Annotated in this window: 20 protein-coding genes; 10 read left to right on the top strand and 10 right to left on the bottom strand. The window is 45.4% G+C overall.

Annotation, left to right across the window (positions count from 1 at the left end; genetic code table 11):
• Nucleotides 1–23 precede the first annotated feature (23 nt).
• The gene (locus BLR32_RS24905) at nucleotides 24–1,580 is read left to right on the top strand and encodes a sulfatase family protein (protein WP_089835707.1); all 1,557 of its coding nucleotides are present in this window, start codon (nucleotides 24–26) and stop codon (nucleotides 1,578–1,580) included.
• 20 nt (nucleotides 1,581–1,600) lie between these two features.
• Here the strand turns inward: BLR32_RS24905 and BLR32_RS24900 are convergent, their stop codons facing one another.
• On the bottom strand, nucleotides 1,601–2,935 hold the full coding sequence (locus BLR32_RS24900) for a sensor histidine kinase (protein ID WP_089835706.1): 1,335 nt from the start codon (nucleotides 2,933–2,935) through the stop codon (nucleotides 1,601–1,603).
• Between the two features lie 167 nt (nucleotides 2,936–3,102).
• On the opposite strand from BLR32_RS24900, the gene BLR32_RS24895 reads away from it, so the two are divergent.
• On the top strand, nucleotides 3,103–3,360 hold the full coding sequence (locus tag BLR32_RS24895; RefSeq protein ID WP_089835704.1) for a hypothetical protein: 258 nt from the start codon (nucleotides 3,103–3,105) through the stop codon (nucleotides 3,358–3,360).
• A 43-nt stretch (nucleotides 3,361–3,403) separates the two neighbouring features.
• The gene (locus BLR32_RS24890) at nucleotides 3,404–4,768 is read left to right on the top strand and encodes an acyl-CoA dehydrogenase family protein (RefSeq protein ID WP_089835701.1); all 1,365 of its coding nucleotides are present in this window, start codon (nucleotides 3,404–3,406) and stop codon (nucleotides 4,766–4,768) included.
• A 72-nt stretch (nucleotides 4,769–4,840) separates the two neighbouring features.
• On the opposite strand, the gene BLR32_RS24885 is transcribed toward BLR32_RS24890, so the two are convergent.
• Genes BLR32_RS24885 through BLR32_RS24875 form a run of 3 tightly spaced genes read right to left on the bottom strand, consistent with a single transcriptional unit; the run spans nucleotide 4,841 to nucleotide 6,376 of the window.
• Complete coding sequence (locus tag BLR32_RS24885) at nucleotides 4,841–5,242, bottom strand: hypothetical protein (protein WP_089835700.1); 402 nt, start codon at nucleotides 5,240–5,242, stop codon at nucleotides 4,841–4,843.
• Between the two features lie 16 nt (nucleotides 5,243–5,258).
• Nucleotides 5,259–5,795 (bottom strand): YceI family protein, encoded by a 537-nt coding sequence (locus tag BLR32_RS24880; RefSeq protein WP_089835699.1) that lies wholly within the window; start codon nucleotides 5,793–5,795, stop codon nucleotides 5,259–5,261.
• A gap of 8 nt (nucleotides 5,796–5,803) precedes the next feature.
• Nucleotides 5,804–6,376: a YceI family protein gene (locus BLR32_RS24875; RefSeq protein ID WP_089835698.1), complete on the bottom strand. Its 573-nt coding sequence runs from the start codon at nucleotides 6,374–6,376 to the stop codon at nucleotides 5,804–5,806.
• Nucleotides 6,377–6,644: 268 nt separating this feature from the next.
• Here BLR32_RS24875 and BLR32_RS24870 point away from each other — a divergent pair, with 268 nt between their 5' ends.
• Nucleotides 6,645–7,043: a winged helix-turn-helix transcriptional regulator gene (locus BLR32_RS24870; protein ID WP_089835697.1), complete on the top strand. Its 399-nt coding sequence runs from the start codon at nucleotides 6,645–6,647 to the stop codon at nucleotides 7,041–7,043.
• 58 nt (nucleotides 7,044–7,101) lie between these two features.
• On the opposite strand, the gene BLR32_RS24865 is transcribed toward BLR32_RS24870, so the two are convergent.
• The 4 genes from BLR32_RS24865 to BLR32_RS24850 all read right to left on the bottom strand — a co-directional run bounded on the left by BLR32_RS24865 (nucleotide 7,102) and on the right by BLR32_RS24850 (nucleotide 10,374).
• A complete protein-coding gene (locus BLR32_RS24865; protein WP_089835695.1) occupies nucleotides 7,102–7,911 on the bottom strand; it encodes a phytanoyl-CoA dioxygenase family protein in 810 nt (269 codons plus the stop codon).
• 235 nt (nucleotides 7,912–8,146) lie between these two features.
• On the bottom strand, nucleotides 8,147–8,926 hold the full coding sequence (locus BLR32_RS24860; RefSeq protein ID WP_089835694.1) for an SDR family NAD(P)-dependent oxidoreductase: 780 nt from the start codon (nucleotides 8,924–8,926) through the stop codon (nucleotides 8,147–8,149).
• 368 nt (nucleotides 8,927–9,294) lie between these two features.
• Entirely contained in the window at nucleotides 9,295–9,792 is a 498-nt protein-coding gene (locus BLR32_RS24855; protein ID WP_089835683.1) for a YeeE/YedE family protein, read from the bottom strand.
• A 12-nt stretch (nucleotides 9,793–9,804) separates the two neighbouring features.
• Complete coding sequence (locus BLR32_RS24850) at nucleotides 9,805–10,374, bottom strand: YeeE/YedE family protein (protein WP_089835682.1); 570 nt, start codon at nucleotides 10,372–10,374, stop codon at nucleotides 9,805–9,807.
• Nucleotides 10,375–10,532: 158 nt separating this feature from the next.
• Between BLR32_RS24850 and BLR32_RS24845 the strand changes: the two genes are divergently transcribed.
• The 4 genes from BLR32_RS24845 to BLR32_RS24830 all read left to right on the top strand — a co-directional run bounded on the left by BLR32_RS24845 (nucleotide 10,533) and on the right by BLR32_RS24830 (nucleotide 14,699).
• Nucleotides 10,533–10,985, top strand: coding sequence for a MarR family winged helix-turn-helix transcriptional regulator (locus tag BLR32_RS24845; RefSeq protein ID WP_089835680.1), 453 nt, complete (start codon nucleotides 10,533–10,535; stop codon nucleotides 10,983–10,985).
• A gap of 19 nt (nucleotides 10,986–11,004) precedes the next feature.
• Nucleotides 11,005–11,379: a hypothetical protein gene (locus BLR32_RS24840; protein ID WP_089835678.1), complete on the top strand. Its 375-nt coding sequence runs from the start codon at nucleotides 11,005–11,007 to the stop codon at nucleotides 11,377–11,379.
• 103 nt (nucleotides 11,380–11,482) lie between these two features.
• Nucleotides 11,483–13,726, top strand: a complete 2,244-nt coding sequence (locus BLR32_RS24835; RefSeq protein WP_089835677.1) for a monovalent cation:proton antiporter family protein — start codon at nucleotides 11,483–11,485, stop codon at nucleotides 13,724–13,726.
• A 199-nt stretch (nucleotides 13,727–13,925) separates the two neighbouring features.
• Nucleotides 13,926–14,699, top strand: a complete 774-nt coding sequence (locus BLR32_RS24830) for a M57 family metalloprotease (RefSeq protein ID WP_089835674.1) — start codon at nucleotides 13,926–13,928, stop codon at nucleotides 14,697–14,699.
• A gap of 159 nt (nucleotides 14,700–14,858) precedes the next feature.
• On the opposite strand, the gene BLR32_RS24825 is transcribed toward BLR32_RS24830, so the two are convergent.
• Nucleotides 14,859–15,671 (bottom strand): hypothetical protein, encoded by an 813-nt coding sequence (locus BLR32_RS24825; RefSeq protein WP_089835671.1) that lies wholly within the window; start codon nucleotides 15,669–15,671, stop codon nucleotides 14,859–14,861.
• 246 nt (nucleotides 15,672–15,917) lie between these two features.
• Here BLR32_RS24825 and BLR32_RS24820 point away from each other — a divergent pair, with 246 nt between their 5' ends.
• A complete protein-coding gene (locus BLR32_RS24820; protein ID WP_089835669.1) occupies nucleotides 15,918–16,751 on the top strand; it encodes a CheR family methyltransferase in 834 nt (277 codons plus the stop codon).
• Nucleotides 16,748–17,317: a chemotaxis protein CheB gene (locus tag BLR32_RS24815; protein ID WP_089835667.1), complete on the top strand. Its 570-nt coding sequence runs from the start codon at nucleotides 16,748–16,750 to the stop codon at nucleotides 17,315–17,317. The genes BLR32_RS24820 and BLR32_RS24815 overlap by 4 nt, the downstream gene beginning before the upstream one ends.
• A gap of 3 nt (nucleotides 17,318–17,320) precedes the next feature.
• On the opposite strand, the gene BLR32_RS24810 is transcribed toward BLR32_RS24815, so the two are convergent.
• Nucleotides 17,321–18,904, bottom strand: a complete 1,584-nt coding sequence (locus BLR32_RS24810; RefSeq protein WP_089835666.1) for a response regulator — start codon at nucleotides 18,902–18,904, stop codon at nucleotides 17,321–17,323.
• Between the last annotated feature and the right edge of the window lie 14 nt (nucleotides 18,905–18,918).

Below are 18,918 nucleotides of genomic sequence, written 5' to 3'. Positions count from 1 at the left end.
ACTGTAGCTAATTGAGTATCTTTATGTCTATGTGGAAAAATGCCAGTATCAGATCTGTATTTGTCGCACTAATTGTACTTCTTGCGCCCGCTTTATTGAGCGGACAGTCGAAACGACCAAATATCATCTTCATTCTTTCAGATGATCACACTTCCCAGGCTATCAGCGCCTACGGTAACAGATATGTGCAAACGCCGAATATAGACCGGATTGCCCGCGAAGGGATTTTGTTCAATCATGCGATGGTCACAAACTCCATTTGTGGTCCCAGCAGAGCTACCCTACTGACAGGTAAATACAGTCATAAGAATGGCTACCCGTTGAATGAAAAGCAGTTTGACAACACCCAACGGACCTTCCCCGGTATTTTGCAGCAAAACGGTTACCAGACGGCCTGGATAGGCAAAATGCATCTTGGGACATTGCCCAGAGGTTTTGACTATTTCAATATCCTGCCGGGACAAGGCAAATACTATAATCCGGATTTCATTGCTACACCGAATGATACGGTGCAGATGAACGGATATGTCACTAACATTATTACGGACCTGTCAGTATCCTGGCTGGATCGCCGGGATACTACCCGTCCTTTTATGCTGATTGTAGGTGAAAAAGCCACCCACCGGGAATGGCTGCCCGATATCCCCGATCTGGGCGCTTATGACAGTATTAATTTCCCCCTGCCCGCAACTTTCAGCGATAAATACCAGAACAGACAGGCTGCTGAACAACAGGACATGACCGTTGCTAAAACAATGCGTCTGAAAGAAGATCTCAAAGTCCATCTCAACTATGGTAAAAGCGGTTATGGTGAATACAGCCGTTTCACGCCCGAACAGTATACAGCCTTCCATCACTATTATGAGAATAAAGTAAGCCGTGAGTTTGACTCCCTGCACCTCAGTGGAGAGGCTTTGGTCAATTGGAAATACCAGCGTTATATCAGGGACTACCTGGCTACCGCCCGGTCCCTCGACAGGAATATAGGCCGTTTGTTACGATACCTGGACAGCACCGGACTTGCAGAAAATACTGTCGTGATCTATGGCTCTGACCAGGGATTCTATATGGGAGAACATGGCTGGTTTGACAAACGTTTCATATACGAAGAATCTCTCCATACACCTTTCGTGATGCGTTATCCGGGTGTTATTACTCCGGGCTCCGTTACCAATGGCTTTATGCTGAATATTGACTGGGCGCCTACCTTACTGGATATTGCCGGCATCAGGGCGCCTGCGGATATGCAGGGAACATCTTTTATGCCCCTGGTGAATGGTAAAGGGGATACGCTGAACTGGCGAAAGGACATGTATTACCACTACTACGAATATCCGGATCCTCACCATGTGTCGCCGCATTTCGGAATCCGCACACAACGCTACAAACTCGTAAGATTTTATGGCCCGGCAGATTACTGGGAGTTATATGATCTGCAGAAAGATCCACAGGAACTAAATAATATCTATGGAGAGAAGTCCCAGGCACGGAACATAGCCGAGCTGAAAAAGCGCTTAAAGGCACTCATTTTACAATATGAGGATAAGGAGGCCTTACAGCTTTTTGGGGAGGGGGAATAAGCGTTATAACGTTAATGCCGCTATAGCAGTGTAAAGGGAAGGTCTATATTAAAAACGGTACCCTGGTTTTCCCGGGAGCTAACGTAAATATTGCCGCCATGTTCCTGTACCAGTTGTCTGCAGATATGCAACCCCAGACCATTGGAAGGTTCATTGTTTAATCCCGGCCGGCTGGAAGTAGTGAACTGGTCGAACAGAGTAGGGAGCAATTCCTCGGGAATACCAATTCCTGTATCCTTAATGGATATACGTACGCCTCCTCTGAGCTGCTGCATACCTAAAGTAATATCACCCTCTGCGGGCGTAAATTTCGCGGCATTGTGCAGCAGATTATCCACCACCCTTTGCATCTTACCCGTATGGATACGCGCTTTCAGTTCCTGTGAGGGTAATTCCAGTCCGATATCCCTGTTAAAGTTCGATTTCTGTAACCAGTTGTCACGTACATGTTTCAGCCACTCATTAAGCGATACATAATCTGTTTGCAGCAGGTCTGTTTCGCGTTGTTTTGCCGCCATCAGTAATTCTTCAATAATCTGGTCGGCCGTTTTACAGGCATCCGTAATCCAGTACAGGTATTTTTCCTCCTGCTCTTTCGTATAGGGGTACTCCTGCATCAGGTGTGTAACAGATCGTATCCCCGAAATAGGATTTCGTAGATCGTGCGCCACAATCGCCAGTATTTTGTTCTTCAACTGGTTGGCTTTCTCAATTTCCCTGTTCTTGTCCTCAATAGTTTTAATCTTGATAAAGTAGTTGGCATGATATGAATATATGAGGCGGGAAATAAGCAGAAAGCAGATGATAATCAGCCAGAACACCACATAATTAAGGGAACGTGTATCTGCAGACACCTGGAACATATGGAAGAATAACATAAATATAACAATGGTAGAACCAGCAATCAGCAAGAGATTGCGGATGGAGAAAACCAGCAGCACACCTATACTGATCATACCTAAAAGCAACATTGTCATTGTGTTTTTCGGATTATGCTGCGCCACAAAAGTGAGGGCCATGCAGGTACCGAGAAATGCAAGCGAATAGAGGATGCTGATAAAATGGTATCGATTTTGCTGTTTTGGACCGGACTTCTTCCAGATGAAAAAAAGCAGGCCAGCAAAAAAGAGGGAAGTGCTGACGGTATAGTTGTTAATGATCCGGTATTCGTTAAACTGCTTTGATGAAACCATTGCCTGGTAAGGGACAAACCAGGATATGACACGTACCGTTGTTGACACAATGGCAACAGTGAGTGCAATAAATGCCGCAACTTTTATGTTTTGCAGCATCGTATGGTGATTGAATTCCTCCCGGTATTTTTTTTCAATGGGAGAGAATAGGTATAGTTTCATTAGCGTTTACATAATGGAAGGTGTTCACCCAAAGATACCTGTTTAGAACTGAAATTGTATCGTTGAGCCCGAGGTCCTTTTCCCCCAACTCCCTGTGAATCGGTTGTTAACATTATATATTTTTTTATTGAAAGAACCTTTTTAGGAGTTAAACCTAAGCCATCATCATGCAAGAATACACAACTCTGGAGAATCCGACGGAAGTAGTCCGTCACTTAACCAATGCCCTGGGACGAAATAGAATCAGAGAAATCAGATTTGGTTACAGGCTTGATAATGAAGAACCTGCTATTAAATTCAAGATCTGGTTACGTTTCCCCTACAATTTGTTTGGCCGCAAGAAAGTAACAGAAAAGGTGGAACATGAAATGTCTCACATCCGTTTGTCGGCTGATTCCTCCAAATTAATATTCCAGGTGGAGTAAACATTTGACAGTTTTGGGTAATTTAATGCACTAAATCTATCCCATGGCAGTTAAATTATCCACCATCAGACAGGCCTTTCACTTGCTAAAGAGCATTGATTTTGAACAATTAGGACGTTTATCAGAGAAGATAGATCTGCCTAAGGTAATGGCAACAGTTGGTAAGATGAATGACCAGCAGTTGTCGGGTTTAATGAGGATGCTGCAAAGCAGTGGCGGGGGACAAAAAAAGGAGTTGCCACCCGTAAACGGAGATTTCTATGACCTCAGTAGTATGTTATCCCCTGAGGATAAGGCACTCCAGTTACGGGTAAGGGAATTTATGGAACAGGAAATCCAGCCGGTAGTCAATGAATACTGGATGAAGGCAGAATTTCCTTTTGAGCTGCTACCCAAAATGGCAGCCCTGAATATCTGCGGTTCCACCTATGAAGGATACGGGGGACCTAACAAGTCGTTCCTGATGGAAGGTATTGTTACCATGGAAATAGCCCGCGTTGACTGCTCTATGGCCACTTTCTTCGGCGTGCAGAGTGGATTGGCAATGGGTTCCATTTACCTGCTGGGGTCAGAGGCCCAGAAAAAGGAATGGCTGCCGGATATGCAGCAGATGAAGAAGATCGGAGCCTTTGGTCTGACTGAACCGGAAGTAGGTTCCGGGGCAGCCGGAGGACTCACCACCACCGTAAAACGGGTAGGGGATGCCTGGGTATTGAATGGTCAGAAAAAATGGATCGGGAACGCCACCTTCGCGGACGTACTGGTGATCTGGGCGAGGGATGTGGACGATAACCAGGTAAAAGGTTTCCTGTTACGGAAAGGCACGCCTGGTTTTACTGTGGAGAAGATGCATGGTAAAATGGCGCTCCGTATTGTGCAAAATGGACTGATTACCTTGAAAGACTGTGTAGTGGAAGAGAAAGACCGTCTGGAACATGCGAATTCCTTTAAAGATACTGCAAAGGTATTACGTATGACCCGCGCAGGTGTGGCCTGGCTGGCAGTAGGATGCGCCCGTGGTGCATATGAAAATGCGCTGGCATATACGCTGAAAAGGAAGCAGTTTGGTAAGCTGATCGCTTCTTTCCAGCTTATACAGAACCACCTGGTGGAAATGTTGTCCAACCTGACGGCTATGCAGACCATGGTATACCGCTTATCTGAACTGCAGGACCAGGGACTGCTGGCCGATGAACATGCGTCTATTGCGAAGGTATTCTGTTCTCTCAGAACACGCGATGTAGTAAGAGGAGCGAGGGAAGTAATGGGTGGTAATGGAATATTGCTGGAGTATAACGTCGCCCGTTTTGTAGCGGATGCAGAAGCGATCTATTCTTACGAGGGTACAAAGGAGATCAATACCCTGATTGTTGGTCGTGCTATTACCGGATTCAGCTCATTTGTATAACAACAGCTATTCACAGGTATAAAAAAAACGCTCCGTCAGGGGCGTTTTCTTTATAACGTATCTGTGAACAGCTTAGATTGATTTGCCGAAGAATGGTTTCAGTGCAAACCATCCGAGCGCCGGGAAGAAGTGCATAGGCACTGTCAGTCCGGGGAATAATTCAGGCGATTCCTGTTCCAGCGGTAATTTGAAACCTATTGGTCCCAGGATACTTGCAAAGGAAAGGATCACAAACAGTATGTTAAACACCATATCTGTTTTGCCTTTCAGAACGAGGCTGAGGAGGAAGTAACCAATGGCGGCTACCAATGTACCTACTATACAGCCCAGCATGATATTCTTTACGCTGGCGATATCAATAAACCCTTCACCCACAGTTTCAATGTACACTTTCTGGTAAACAACACCAGCTATGCCTGACAGAACACCTACCAGTACTGCAAGCAGTACGAGCAGCGATATTTTTTTACCCATAAATGCTATTTGATAATTAGGCTTTAACAACAGGAACAGCTACTGTAACATCGATCACATCGGGAACATCGCCGCCTGGTTTACCAATATGGAAATCGTTGCGGTTTACTTTGAATGTGCCATTGAAAGTAGCGCTGTTGCCAGCTTTCTTAAAGGTGAAAGGAATGGTGAATTCCTTCTTAACGCCGTGGATCTCCAGATCACCGGTTACCTGGTAACCAGCACCTGCTTTCACGATCTTTTTGGAAGTGTATTTGATCTCCGGGTATTTGGCAGCATCAAACCATTCGTCGCTTTTAGCGTGTTTGTTCTGCAGGGCGTTACCAGTATTGATAGAGGCAACATCTACAGTAACGTTGAAATTGGAAGCTGCCAGATTCTGTTCGTCGAACGCAATGGTACCTTTGAAGGTTTTGAAAATACCGCCTGCAGCGCTGCTGGAGAAGCTGATATTGTATTTACCACTGATGTTCCAAGCCTGCGCTACAACTGCGTAGGCAAACACTGCTGCTGTGAGCAGCAGTGTTGATGAAAATATAATTAATCTTTTCATTGCCTTCTTTATTGTTTACCAAATTCACCACTAGCTCTCAGGTTGATAGTCTCACCCAGCATAGCTGCAGGCATTGCACTTGCAAAACCGAAGTCAGCGCGTTTGATAGCACCGGTTATAGTGAAACCAGCAACTGGTTTTTTGCTCATTGGGTTCTCAACTGTACCGTTGTAAACAGCAGTTAAAGTAACTGGTTTAGTTACGCCGTGCAGGGTCAGGTCGCCAGTCAGTTTGTACTGTTTACCGCTTACTTTCTTGAAAGAAGTACTCTTGAAAGTGATGGTAGGGAATTTCTCAGCATCGAAGAAGTCTGCGCTCTTCAGGTGCTTGTCACGCATTTCGTTTTCAGTAGAGATGGTGTTTACATCGATAGATACTTCGAAAGAAGCGTCAGAGAAATCATCTTTAGTAGTGGTGATCTTCACATCGTAACCTTTAAAGTTACCTTCCTGCTCGGAGATGGTCATGTGAGAAACGCTGTAACCAAGTCTTGAGTGAGCTTTGTCTACAGTCCAGGTAGTCTGTGCAAATGTAGTTGCTGAAAGGGCCAATAAAGAGGCGATGATTGTGATTTTTTTCATGTTTGCTCTTGTTTAGAATTCAAAAGTATATCTTTTTTTAGATAATAGATGTTTCAACATATATCGTGACAGAAATCTTAAACTAGGTTAATGTTTCTCATTGTTCACGTTTTCTCATTATCTTAAATATTTGTGATAATTTTACTCCCAATAGAGAGTTACTTTCTTTTAGAAAGCCAAAGGTATGGGGAGTGTTATTGTAAAACAAGAACCTTTCGCCGTAGCAACTTACTAACCTTTTAGTAACAATCGTAGAAATCAATGAGTTATGAGTAGAAAAAGTGGCGAAAAGATCTGGAAGGGAGATTGTTGTCCTATCCGGCAGGTGTTGGACAGGTTTGGCGATAAATGGTCTATTTTGATCATAGAGCTCCTGTCCCACGAGGGAAAGCTCCGTTTTAGCGAGATAGCACATACCATCGGAGATATCTCCCAGAAGATGCTGACAGTTACATTGCGTTCCCTTGAATCGGACGGACTGATTATAAGGCAGTTCTATCCCGAGATACCTCCCCGGGTGGAATATGAGCTCTCTGAGCTGGGTAAGAGCCTTGTACCACATATTCAGCAACTGGCTGCCTGGGGCCATACCCATATGATGACCATCCTGGAGAACAGGAAGCGGTTTGAAGAGAAACAGCAGAAGCAAAGTAAGACGGCGTATTGATGTAAAGAAAAATGACGGACCAGGAGATCCGCCATTATCAGAATAATATCGTTTCGGGTTATTTAAGAATAACACCTGCCAGACGCTGATAGAGTAAGGTAGGACTATTCTCATGCTTCGGCTCATATTTACCGGCAATGATCGGCACGTAGATAACTCTTCTGCGGCTTTCTTCGCCAATAACAGAGGACTTCGCAACACGGTGCCATAATCTTCCGTCATGTACCGTCAGGTCTCCCGCTTTAGGCGTAATAGCCAGTTCATTTTTATCAGGTTTATGACCGATGAAATATCTCTTGCGGAACAACATGCTGAAGATACCCTGTTTATGCGTGCCCGGTATAATACGGAGGCCGCCATTTTCAGGACGTAAGGTGCTGAGGTGTATGCCCACATTCAGCATCGGATTCAGTTTACCTCCCAGGAAAACATCGCGTAAGCCGTCTGTATGCCATCCCATTTTAGTGAAGGTGCTTTCAGGACCATTCACATAGTGGTTCAATACCATACCATCTTTTTCATTCTCCCCGATACGGGCGCCCGGCCCTATCAATTGCAGCAAGGCATTCATCCGCTGATCTTTCAGAAGATCAGAAAGTACTTTTGTTTGTTGGTTTAAAAATGCGAAACGCTGTACGATAGTCCGGCCATCAAGGTCTTTCCCATATTTCACCGGAACCCCATTTACTTTTTCTACGTTGTTGGTAATCCATTTCTCCTGTACTTCTTCGGAAGCGTTAACGATCTCCTGTACTTCATCCGGCGATAAAAATCCGGAGAAGTGTATATATCCATGTTCTTCGAAAAATGCTTTTTGTTCATCTGTAAGCGTATTACCGAGCGTAAACGTGTGATAAGCTGCTGACATAGTGTACTAAGTTTAAAATAATTGTAGGCTGTTAATTGAATATAAGTAAGCGACAGTGTATAGAATTCTCTATATAGAGAACCAATAGATCAGCAACAACAATAAGGACATTCCTTGCTGACAGGGAAGAAGGAAGTGGAGAAATGAAGTGTAAATGATGTAGTGCTCATTATTAGTCTACTAGTTTTGTAGGATAAAGATAAATAAATTATTCACACAAAAAAAATATTACTCTTTATCTCTCGGTTTTATACAGATCAGCAGCAATCTTTTCTACTAATGACTTGGGAACCAGTCGGGTAAGGAAGGCAGAAACAATATTTAAGGCCCCGGGGATGATCTCAGATTTCTTTCTGAACATTCCCTTAATAGCAATGGCAGCTACTGCATCGGGCATCATACCATATTTATCGGCTGTAGCCTGTATGGCCTGCATGCCTGCGCGGTTGATAAAATTGGTCTTTACAGGCCCGGGACACAGACAGGTTACTGAGACATTGGAAGATTTCAATTCGTGCCGTAATGCGCGGGAAAACAGCAATAGAAATGATTTGCTGGCAGCATACAGGGACATTGTGGGAACTGCCTGGTAAGCAGCGGTACTGGACACATTAAGGATATAAGACTGTGGCTGTTGCTGCAGGATGGGCAGCATATAATGACACAGCGCTACGGGGGTGTCTGCATTCACCCGCACCATCTGCTGATGTTCCTCCAGCCTGCGCGAGGCAAAATTGCCCCATACGGCATAACCGGCATTGTTGATCAGCACTGACACTGCATAATTACCTGCCTTACACCAGTCATATACTTTCGCTGCTGCATCAGGAAGGGAAAGATCAAGCGCCAGGTATTCGGCCTTTACCTGCCATCGGGAAGATAATTCGCCGGCAACCTTTGCCAGTTCTTCTTTGGATCTGGCCACGAGCAACAGATTATACTTCCGGGAAGCGAGAGCGTGTGCCATAGAGAGACCAATTCCTTTACTGGCTCCTGTTATAAGTGCATATGTCATCCTGAATTATGATATAGGATGGTAAATATAAACAATATAAAATGGAAGGGCGATATGTAGTGAGTATAAACAGGAAGGGCGGTAAGAATACCGCCCTTAATTTTTTAACCATATCCTATGAAAAACCTGTACCAAAGATAATAGAGACAATCGACCTTGCTTTCTCATTTTGGTAAAGGGTATATTTTTTCTGGTTAACGTATGAAATAGCCACCCGTTAACCAAAAATTAACATCCGTGTAATCGTTTGATCCTTCTTGTTGCCTGCCAGCATTGCAATGCGTCGTTTTTACACCTGTTCATACAAGTAGTTTCAATATGGAAGTTACTATTGCATAAAGTAGTTAGCGAAGAAGAAATATGCAATCCTAATGCGGTAGTTTATCTCTTAACAAGCCATACACCCACGTACCAAGAATCGCACTTACCAGCGTTGCCAGTGTAACGGTAAACCCTGCGCCTATCTGTGCAAATAAGGGTCCCGGACAAGCACCCGTAAGTGCCCAGCCAAAACCGAACAGCAATCCTCCGAAGATCTGTCCTTTGTTGAAAGCCCTCGATTGAAAAGTGATAGGCTCTCCATAAAAAGTTTTTGCGCCTGTCTTTTTAATGATCATCACTGAGATAATTCCCGTGAACACCGCAGACCCGATCACACCGTACATATGGAAGGACTGCAGGCGGAACATCTCCTGAATCCTGAACCAGGAAACCACTTCAGACTTGATCAGGATGATGCCGAAAATGATGCCTGCAGCCAGGTATTGCAACTGACGCCACCATGGTGCTTTTTTTGCAGTAGTATTAGTGACTTCGGATATATCAGGGCTATCTACCTCAAAATCAGTATTGGAAGGTAATGACATGAGAAATTGGATTTAAAGATGAAGAATAAGCGGCAATACCAGGTTAGCCATAACAAAGCCTCCTGCCATAAAGCAGCAGGTAGCCACCAGGGAAGGCCACTGTAAGGTGGAAAGGCCCATAATGGCGTGTCCTGAGGTACAGCCGCCCGCATAGCGGGTGCCAAAGCCTACGAGGAATCCGCCCGCAATCATCAGCAGGAAGCCTTTCAGCGTAAAAAGGGCCGGCCAGTTAAATAATTCAGCAGGGAGGGGAGCATGCGCATATGTAACGCCATATCCCGCCATTTCTGCCGCTAATTGAGGATGTATAGATGATGAGGGTTCTTTGTCGGCCAGTAAAGCACTGGCTATCAGACCGCCAATGACAATGCCGCCGGCAAAAAAGAGGTTCCACGATTCCTTCTTCCAGTTGTACGAGAAGAAAGGAATTTTCCCCGGCAGGCAGGCTGCACAGATATGCCGGAGATTGGAAGAGATCCCAAAGTGACGGTTGCCCAGCAGCAATAACAGCGGGACCATCAGGCCAATCAGCAGACCAGCAATATACCAGGGCCAGGGGCTGGTTAAAATACTTATAAACATATTTCGCAGGTTATTTAATAAAGGTCAGGGGTTGAGGCAAGACAGATAAGATGCTTTACAAATATAACAATAGCATATATTTTAAATATCCACAGGCTGTTAAAAGAATACATTAACGCAAATATGTTGCAACACGCATATTTATTTATCTTTGATGTATGAGAATCGAACAAGCTATTAATCAGCGCAAGTTCAAGGACGACTATCACAAGATCGTAGTGAACCTGTTATACACGGGTAACTGGTTGCGTGACGCCCTTGGAGCGAACCTGAAAGAACATGGATTGTTACCGCAACATTACAATGCGTTGCGGATCATAAAGGGAAGGCATCCGGAGCCGGTATCTGCCGGCGACATCAAAGATGTCATGCTGGACAAGGCGAGCGACGTAACCCGGCTGCTGGACAAGTTAGAGAAGCTGGAATATGTACAACGCCGGCTCTGTCCGCATAACAGGCGGAAAATGGATATCAGTATCACCCCACAGGGACTGAAACTCCTTTCAGACGTGGATATACTGATGGACAGCTTTTATGAAGATCTGGCAGAAAGGATTACAGAGGAAGAAGCCGCTACGCTGAGCGATCTGCTCGACAAAATCCGGGGATAAAGAAATATCTTTGCCCCCTATGCGGAGTCTTTTTAATCTGTGCCTGCTGATCATGTTGTTTTGCTGCGGACGAAATGTCAATGCAGCAGTAACAGGATGCAACAAAGCCAGCACAGCGTCTTCCGCCAACCGGCCATTCCTGCAATTACTGTCATGTGACAGGGAGCTGAGGCGTCATGGATGGCCTCCCTCCCCGGAAACCATCATCTCTACTCCACAGCGATTAACCATCGCATCCGTTAAAACAGATTCACGCGACGGAGCAGACGCTGCCAGGGCACATTTCCTGGCAGGAATTAATTTATTTTCCTGTAAGGTACAGGCAGTGCGCCTATTGCCCGATCTGCAGGCAATTATCCGATCGCTTATTTTTCCCCAGCACATTTTTTGGTGAGTGACAGAGCACAAGCTTGCGTTGTTCCGGGCGCTACGATTTAACATCCGTAGACGCTTGTCTGTTATTATTACTATTCACTCATTCAAACTGGAAATACCAGATGATACATTTACCACCTTTGATTGCCGACCTGGCTTTGATATTAATTGCGGCAGCTATTACAACATTGATCTTCAAGAAATTGAAGCAGCCACTGGTGCTGGGATATATTGTGGCCGGCCTCCTGGTGGGACAACATGTGTCCCTGTTCCCGACAGTTTCCGATGAAGCCAATATCAGGGTATGGTCTGAAATAGGCGTCATCTTCCTTTTATTCAGCCTCGGACTGGAATTCAGCTTTAAAAAGCTGATTAAAGTCGGAGGCTCTTCTTCCATTACAGCTATCGTGGAAGTCGTATTCATGCTGTCGTTAGGTTATCTCATCGGACAACTCATGGGATGGTCTTCTATGGACAGCATCTTCCTGGGCGGCATTTTATCTATTTCTTCCACCACTATCATTATCCGTGCATTCGAGGAACTGGGCATCAAAGGACAGCAGTTTGCCGGATTGGTGTTTGGTATCCTTGTAGTGGAAGACCTGGTAGCCATTGTACTGCTCGTACTCTTGTCTACACTGGCTGTCAGCCAGCAGTTTGCTGGTGGTGAGATGCTGGGCTCCGTTATCAAACTTGTCTTCTTTCTCATTGCCTGGTTTGTAACAGGTATCTTCTTTATTCCCACACTATTGCGGAAAACAAAGAAACTGATGAATGAAGAAACCTTACTGGTAACTGCAATAGGCCTTTGTCTGCTGATGGTCGTACTGGCTACCCAGGCGGGATTCTCGCCGGCATTGGGTGCTTTCATTATGGGATCTATACTGGCAGAAACCACACAGGCAGAGAAGATAGAACACCTCGTAAAGCCCGTAAAAGAGCTGTTTGGCGCCGTATTCTTCATCTCTGTAGGCATGTTGATCGATCCTGCCATGCTGGTAAAATATGCCGGCCCTGTGGCGATTATTACATTAGTTACACTGGCAGGTAAAACGATCAGTACCTGTACCGGTGCATTACTCTCCGGCCAGCCACTGAAGACTTCCGTGCAGGCAGGGATGAGCCTTGCCCAGATAGGGGAGTTCTCTTTCATTATCGCACAGCTGGGGCTTTCACTAAAAGTGACAAGTGATTTTCTCTATCCTGTTGCTGTTGCAGTATCAGCTGTCACCACCTTTACAACGCCTTATATGATCCGCCTGTCTGCGCCTTTTTATGAGAAGATTGCAGCTGTATTACCTCATCGCTGGAAAACAGCATTAAACAGGTATAGCGCTGCGGCACAGACAATTTCGGTAGTAAGCGACTGGAAGCAGTTACTAAGATCATACGTCGTAAACATGACCATCTATTCAGTGGTGATACTCGCGATCACACTGTTGTCTTATTACTATCTGCTGCCACTGATCACTGTCCGGATCAATGGTTATAACTGGGGGCGTGTAGCCAGTGCGGTGATCACACTGGTACTGCTGATGCCTTTCCTCTGGGCCCTCGCCTTCAGAAATATCAGCAGCCAGGCATCTTCCAATATATGGGAACAGAAGAAGTATCGGGGTCCCTTGTTATTAGTACGTTTGTCCAGAATAGTGCTGGCGGTATTCCTGATCGGCTTCTTCATAGACAGGTTCTTTTCTCCATCTGTCGCATTGATAGTTACATTGGCCATCGTCCTGCTGATCTTTGCATTGCGGCATAGGATACGGACCTTCTATACTACCATAGAGGAAAGGTTCTTCTCTAATTTCAATGCCCGTGATGCAAAAGTAGGAGGGCTTAATAAGTCTGTACTTGCCCCCTGGGATGCACATCTGGCTGTTGCGGAGATACGTCCCTTGTCGCCCGTGTCAGGTAAAACTTTGTTGGAATTAGCACTACGCGAAAACTTCGGGATTAATATTGCGTTAATCAACAGAAGCGGACAGAAGATCTATGCACCTGATAAAAATGAACGACTGTTTCCTGGTGATGTTATCACGGGAATTGGGACCGATGAACAACTGGAAAAGTTCAACCGTTTCCTCGAACCAATGGCTGCAGATACTGACCCACAGCCGCCGGATACAGATCCGATTGCTTTAAAACAATTCCTTATTGGCAGGCATTCACACCTGTCTAACAAGACTATACGGGAGCTGGGCATACGGGAACGCACCCGCGGAATCGTGCTGGGCGTGGAAAGGAAGGGAAGAAGGATCTTAAATCCTGAGTCAAATATGCAGCTGGAAGAAGGCGATATTGTATGGGTAGCCGGTAGCGGCAAAAAAATAAATGCATTTATTAAAGCGCAGCAGGGTGCTAATTAACAGCTGCTGATGCCGCAACATATTTGCAGCAGGACAAGTCTCAAAAGCTTGTCCTGTCTTGTTTTAAGAGGGGTGGCTATAGTAACAATTACGTTTAGCAGTGATAGTAATAATTTGTTTTTGCATTATTTTTTTATTGTAAATTCATCTACACTTGTCAGAGCTCTTTTTTTTACCCTCAAAATAAAAACCCGTTTGTATGAAAACCAAGTCAATCTATGTGCGTCAAATTCATTTCCTTTTCCTTGGCCTGTCAATGTTTCTGTTTGCCTGTAGCAAAGACAATGTAACTGCAGATGTCAAATCGGAAGACAACACTGAAAAACTGGTAAATTACCTGGAAACACAGGGCTTTAAAAAGGACAAGATCGTCCTGAAAGGAGATAACTTCATCCTGGATGGTGACGTGATCATTTCAAAAGAAGAAGTTGAAAAACGTGTTGCCAACGATGCTAATCCAGATCGTATCCCATCAGGAGAACATTGGAGAGGCGCTTACCTGGTGAGCAACACCTACAACAACAATGTAAGACTTTACATTGATCCTGCAGTACCTACTGCCTGGAGAACGGCTATTCAGGGTGCAGTAAACAACTGGAATGCGGTTAACGGTACAAGACTGGGTATGTCTATCACTACCTCTGCAACAGGTGTATACACCAGGGTATTTATGGGCTTTGAATCTGCCAACTGGATCGCCCGCGCTTATCTGCCTACTTCCAACGGCAGACCAGGTGTAAGCGTTGAGATCAACAGTAATTTCAACAGCCTTCCTGCCAGTCAGAAACTCTTCGCTATTACCCACGAACTGGGCCATACGATCGGTTTCTATCACACTAACCAGACACAGGGTATATTCATCACCGGTACACCAACTGTAGATGCTAACTCTGTGATGAATTCATTCGTACTGAACTGGGCCGGCTTTACTGCTGGTGACGTACTCGCTACACAGATCCTCTATCCACAATAAGGAAAAAGGAGAACAGTAAACGCTGAAAAAAGAATACGTGACTCCCGCGGTCAGTTATATGATCATATTGATGGCAAGCAATATCAATCTATCACATAACTGGCTCCGCAGGAGTCACGTATTTCCAGCACAATATGTTCAATATAATGACCGGTTTTGTTAATCCCACTCCAGATCTGTCACCACCATTTCATCATTCACAGCATACCGGGTAATGATCCGTGAAGGATATCTCTCCGCATTGTAGGCGTATGTATAATGTTTTACGATGCTGTTATTAGTCACAGCGCTCGTGATGGTTTCAGTTACTATATTATTTGCAGACATGTTCTCTGCAGTAATGTCTGTCAGATAGCACAAAGAAGGTATACCCTGCTGTGCATTAGGATGATCGTCGTACGTATAAGTAGCTGTAGAACTTAACGTGAACGGCAGTTTCCTGTTCACACGTCCCATATTCTCTATCCTGACTATATTGCCCTTATTGTCCCATCTGAATAACTGACAACTGTTGTTCTCGAAAGCTATTCCATCCTGTGTATCGTTAAAGAAATAACGTGCAACGATCAGACCATTATTGTTATAAGCCAGGGAGTCATACCCGTGTACTGCTCCATCCAGGTAATAGATGATCCTCCTGATCTTTCCCTTCGCAGAATACTCAAAAGAAGAGAACAGTACCGGCGCCTGTGAAGACTCCTCATCTGTCACAAATATTTTGATAAGCCTGCCATCTTTATAAACAGGGATACGGGTGGTACTATAACCGCCTTCTGCTGTCTGGTAAATGGTAAGCAGTTCCGCAATAGTTTTGTCCGCATGATAGGTAATCACTGTTTTATTGGTAGCAGAACTGATACCCCGCAAACGCATTTTGCCTTTGTCGTTATTGACCGGGTGAAAAGCGCTGGTAACTACCACTGCCAGCAGCAGAGCCGTGCAAATCCGGCTTTTAGTACTAAAGAGTGGCATAAACTGGCATTGGCTAGGTACGGAATAAATGCTTAAAAAAATGCTTACGAATCTTCTGACAAGGTTTACGTTAAAGATAGGAACAATGGTGAAAATGTACGTACTATTTACGTTGGATTTTAACTGCTGAGCTGCTATTGGCACTACGTTTGACGTTATGCCGCAATATTAGGGCAGATTGATATGTGATATTGAAATGCCGGAAAACTTTGCGAACTTACATCTGCAAAACAGCACGAACACGCAATGAAGGATCACCTGCGCCATTTGAAGGATGAGGACGTCTTACTATTGTTAAATGACTTACTGGAGCAATATGGATATGATTTTACGGACTATTCATTCGCATCTGTGAAGCGCAGGTTGCAGCGTGTGTATATAGCGGACCGTTTTCCCAGTTTTGCAGAGTTCAGGTATCGGGTTAAAACAGACCCCGGCTACCTGGTTCATCTGATGGAACAGATTACGGTAAATGTGACGGAAATGTTCCGGGACCCCGGCTTCTTCCAGGAATTGCGCAGGCAAGTCCTGCCGATACTGGCCACTTATCCGCTGATCCGTATATGGCACGCCGGCTGTTCGAGTGGTGAGGAAGCCTATTCTGTGGCTATCCTGCTGCATGAACTGAACCTCCTGCATAAATCCATCATCTACGCCACGGATATTAATGAAAGTGTGCTGGAAACCGCCCGTAAAGGGATCTTTCCCCTGCAGTATATGCAGCAGTATTCACAGAATTACCTGTTATCGGGCGGAAAGGAGGAGTTTTCCAGGTATTATGCGGCTAATTATGAGCACGCCAAGTTTTCAGATACATTAAGAGAGAAGATCATCTTTGCTGTACATAACCTGGTTACTGATCGTTCGTTCAATGAATTCCAGCTGATCATTTGCCGGAATGTACTAATTTACTTCAACAAGGATCTGCAGGACAAGGTCCTGCATCTGTTCAGCGACAGCCTGGAACAATTGGGCTTCCTGGCCCTGGGCGCGAAAGAAACACTGCGATTTACGACTGTAGCACCTTTATTCAAACCTGTCGCTCAAAAAGAGAAGATCTGGAGAAAAATGACACAATGAAATCTCTCCCTACACTGCTGGTCATCGGCGGCTCTGCGGGCAGCCTGGAGGTACTGATGCAACTGTTACCTGAACTGAAGATGGATTGGCCGCTGGCCATGATCATAGTACTGCACCGCAAGGCAGACAGTGAAACGCTGTTGTCCGATCTTTTGTCTACCAAAACATGCCTTTGTGTAAAGGAGGCTGAAGAGAAAGATATATTGTTAGCGGGTTGTATCTATGTAGCGCCGGCAGATTATCACCTGTTAATAGAGCCGGATGGCTCACTCACCCTGGATGCTTCCGAGAAGGTGCATTACAGCCGCCCCAGTATTGATGTGACTTTTATATCTGCCGCCGAAGCGTGCGGCGACCGCCTATATTGTCTGTTGCTGTCAGGAGCGAATATGGATGGGGCAGAGGGCCTGCAGATTGTCCATGAACTAGGCGGTTTTACTGCTGTGCAGGATCCTGAAACCGCAGAAGCTTCTTTTATGCCCAAATGCGCTATTAGTACGGCAAAGGTGGATAAAGTACTTAATATCCGGGAGATGATTGATTTTGTAAGAGATCTGAAAGAATGATTGTTAGTTTCCTGCAGGCTTCGGCTGTTCAATAGGCAGTACCATGATAAAAGTAGCGCCCTCATTCTCCCTGCTGGTGGCTCCGATAATTCCCTGATGCCGCTCTACTACTTTCTTGGCGATGGCCAGTCCGATACCCGTTCCGTCATATACCTCTGTACTATGCAGTCGTTGAAACAAGGTAAAGATCTTCGGTAGGTACGCTTCATTAAACCCAATCCCATTATCATTGATAGTGATCCGGCAATAAGGCCCTTCTTCGGCTGTCGGACTATGGAATTCCTTTTCAAGCACCCGCTCCGCATGAATATTGATGCAGGGCGTCACGCCCGGACGCGTGAACTTCAACGCATTACTGATGATATTCTGCAATGCCTGCCTGATCTGGCCGGGAATAGCTTCCACGATAGGGAACGCGCTTGTGGTAATCTCTGCACAGGCATCCCGGACAGAGAGCTCAAGGTCGGCCAGTATCTCCCGGATGATAGCATTGATGTCCACTTCCTCAAAAGGAACATCTGCGGATAATCTGGAGTACTGCAGCAGGTCATTGATCAGGCGGGTCATACGTTCCGATGAGCTGACAATGCGCTGCATATATTGCAGTGCTTCCGTATTGGAGCCGAGATGGCGATCCCGCAGAATAGTACCGAACAACTGGATCTTGCGCAGCGGCTCCTTCAGATCATGCGATGCCACAGAGGCGAACTGTTGCAACTCGTGGTTACTGGCTTCCAGTGCCTGGTTCATTTCCTGCAGTTCGCGTGTACGTTCCACCACTCTTTGTTCCAGTATTTCATTGGCCTGTTTCTGATGAGCAATATCTGTAAAGGTGCCTACCCATTTTACAATACGTCCGCCTTCCTCCAGGGGAATAGCCCTTAGCAGGTGGCAACGGTAATGATTATGCTGGCGGTGATGAAGATAGACTTCCTTTTCCAGCGGTAATCCTGCCTTCATAGCTTTTTCCCACACCGGCGTTTGTTGATGTTCGTGATCGTAAGTAACAGGAAACTGCGCAAGCGAAGGGGAGTAGTGGAACCAGTGACGGTTTGCATATTCAATAGCGCCGTCTCCACTGGCGGTAAAGGCTACCTGCGGCAGTGATTCAAGTATGGAATGCTGTTCCTGCACTTTGACATTCAATGCCGCCTGCGCATTTTTACGTACTTCCACCTCTTTCTGCAGGGAGGCATGCATCTCCTGCAGCTGTCTGTTTTGTTCATAAAGCCTGATAAAGGTCTTCACCTTCATCAGCAGGATATCCGGATCAACGGGTTTGGTGATGTAGTCCAGCCCCCCGGAAGCATATCCTTTTGCAATGAATTTTTTATCTGTATTAACAGCCGACAAAAAAAGGATGGGTACATCTTTCGCTTTGCTGTAGCCTGAAATTGTCTCTGCTACCTCAAAACCGTCCATACTGGGCATTTGTACATCCAGGATGATCAGCGCATAGTTGTTCCGTAGTATCTTCTTCAGGGCTTCCTCGCCGGAAGATGCGGTATCAACTTCTAAATCGTGCAGCTCTAAAATCTTCCTGAGGGATAAAATGTTCTCCGGTTTATCATCTACGATTAAAATCATTCTTGTCTAATGTA

The sequence above is a fragment of the Chitinophaga filiformis genome, from assembly GCF_900102545.1.
GTDB classification, from domain to species: Bacteria; Bacteroidota; Bacteroidia; order Chitinophagales; family Chitinophagaceae; genus Chitinophaga; species Chitinophaga filiformis.
The sequence above is the reverse complement of the archived record's forward strand: the minus strand, read 5'-3'. Positions and strand labels throughout refer to the sequence as shown.

Excerpts from the sequence above, each read along its gene's own strand:
- BLR32_RS24835 (WP_089835677.1), top strand. The coding sequence starts at position 11,483 with ATGATACATTTACCACCTTTGATTGCCGACCTGGCTTTGATATTAATT.
- BLR32_RS24905 (WP_089835707.1), top strand. The coding sequence starts at position 24 with ATGTCTATGTGGAAAAATGCCAGTATCAGATCTGTATTTGTCGCACTA.
- BLR32_RS24810 (WP_089835666.1), bottom strand. The coding sequence starts at position 18,904 with ATGATTTTAATCGTAGATGATAAACCGGAGAACATTTTATCCCTCAGG.
- BLR32_RS24845 (WP_089835680.1), top strand. The coding sequence starts at position 10,533 with ATGAGAATCGAACAAGCTATTAATCAGCGCAAGTTCAAGGACGACTAT.
- BLR32_RS24865 (WP_089835695.1), bottom strand. The coding sequence starts at position 7,911 with ATGTCAGCAGCTTATCACACGTTTACGCTCGGTAATACGCTTACAGAT.
- BLR32_RS24850 (WP_089835682.1), bottom strand. The coding sequence starts at position 10,374 with ATGTTTATAAGTATTTTAACCAGCCCCTGGCCCTGGTATATTGCTGGT.
- BLR32_RS24880 (WP_089835699.1), bottom strand. The coding sequence starts at position 5,795 with ATGAAAAGATTAATTATATTTTCATCAACACTGCTGCTCACAGCAGCA.
- BLR32_RS24815 (WP_089835667.1), top strand. The coding sequence starts at position 16,748 with ATGAAATCTCTCCCTACACTGCTGGTCATCGGCGGCTCTGCGGGCAGC.
- BLR32_RS24885 (WP_089835700.1), bottom strand. The coding sequence starts at position 5,242 with ATGGGTAAAAAAATATCGCTGCTCGTACTGCTTGCAGTACTGGTAGGT.
- BLR32_RS24870 (WP_089835697.1), top strand. The coding sequence starts at position 6,645 with ATGAGTAGAAAAAGTGGCGAAAAGATCTGGAAGGGAGATTGTTGTCCT.
- BLR32_RS24820 (WP_089835669.1), top strand. The coding sequence starts at position 15,918 with ATGAAGGATCACCTGCGCCATTTGAAGGATGAGGACGTCTTACTATTG.
- BLR32_RS24855 (WP_089835683.1), bottom strand. The coding sequence starts at position 9,792 with ATGTCATTACCTTCCAATACTGATTTTGAGGTAGATAGCCCTGATATA.
- BLR32_RS24900 (WP_089835706.1), bottom strand. The coding sequence starts at position 2,935 with ATGAAACTATACCTATTCTCTCCCATTGAAAAAAAATACCGGGAGGAA.
- BLR32_RS24840 (WP_089835678.1), top strand. The coding sequence starts at position 11,005 with ATGCGGAGTCTTTTTAATCTGTGCCTGCTGATCATGTTGTTTTGCTGC.
- BLR32_RS24825 (WP_089835671.1), bottom strand. The coding sequence starts at position 15,671 with ATGCCACTCTTTAGTACTAAAAGCCGGATTTGCACGGCTCTGCTGCTG.
- BLR32_RS24895 (WP_089835704.1), top strand. The coding sequence starts at position 3,103 with ATGCAAGAATACACAACTCTGGAGAATCCGACGGAAGTAGTCCGTCAC.
- BLR32_RS24860 (WP_089835694.1), bottom strand. The coding sequence starts at position 8,926 with ATGACATATGCACTTATAACAGGAGCCAGTAAAGGAATTGGTCTCTCT.
- BLR32_RS24890 (WP_089835701.1), top strand. The coding sequence starts at position 3,404 with ATGGCAGTTAAATTATCCACCATCAGACAGGCCTTTCACTTGCTAAAG.
- BLR32_RS24875 (WP_089835698.1), bottom strand. The coding sequence starts at position 6,376 with ATGAAAAAAATCACAATCATCGCCTCTTTATTGGCCCTTTCAGCAACT.
- BLR32_RS24830 (WP_089835674.1), top strand. The coding sequence starts at position 13,926 with ATGAAAACCAAGTCAATCTATGTGCGTCAAATTCATTTCCTTTTCCTT.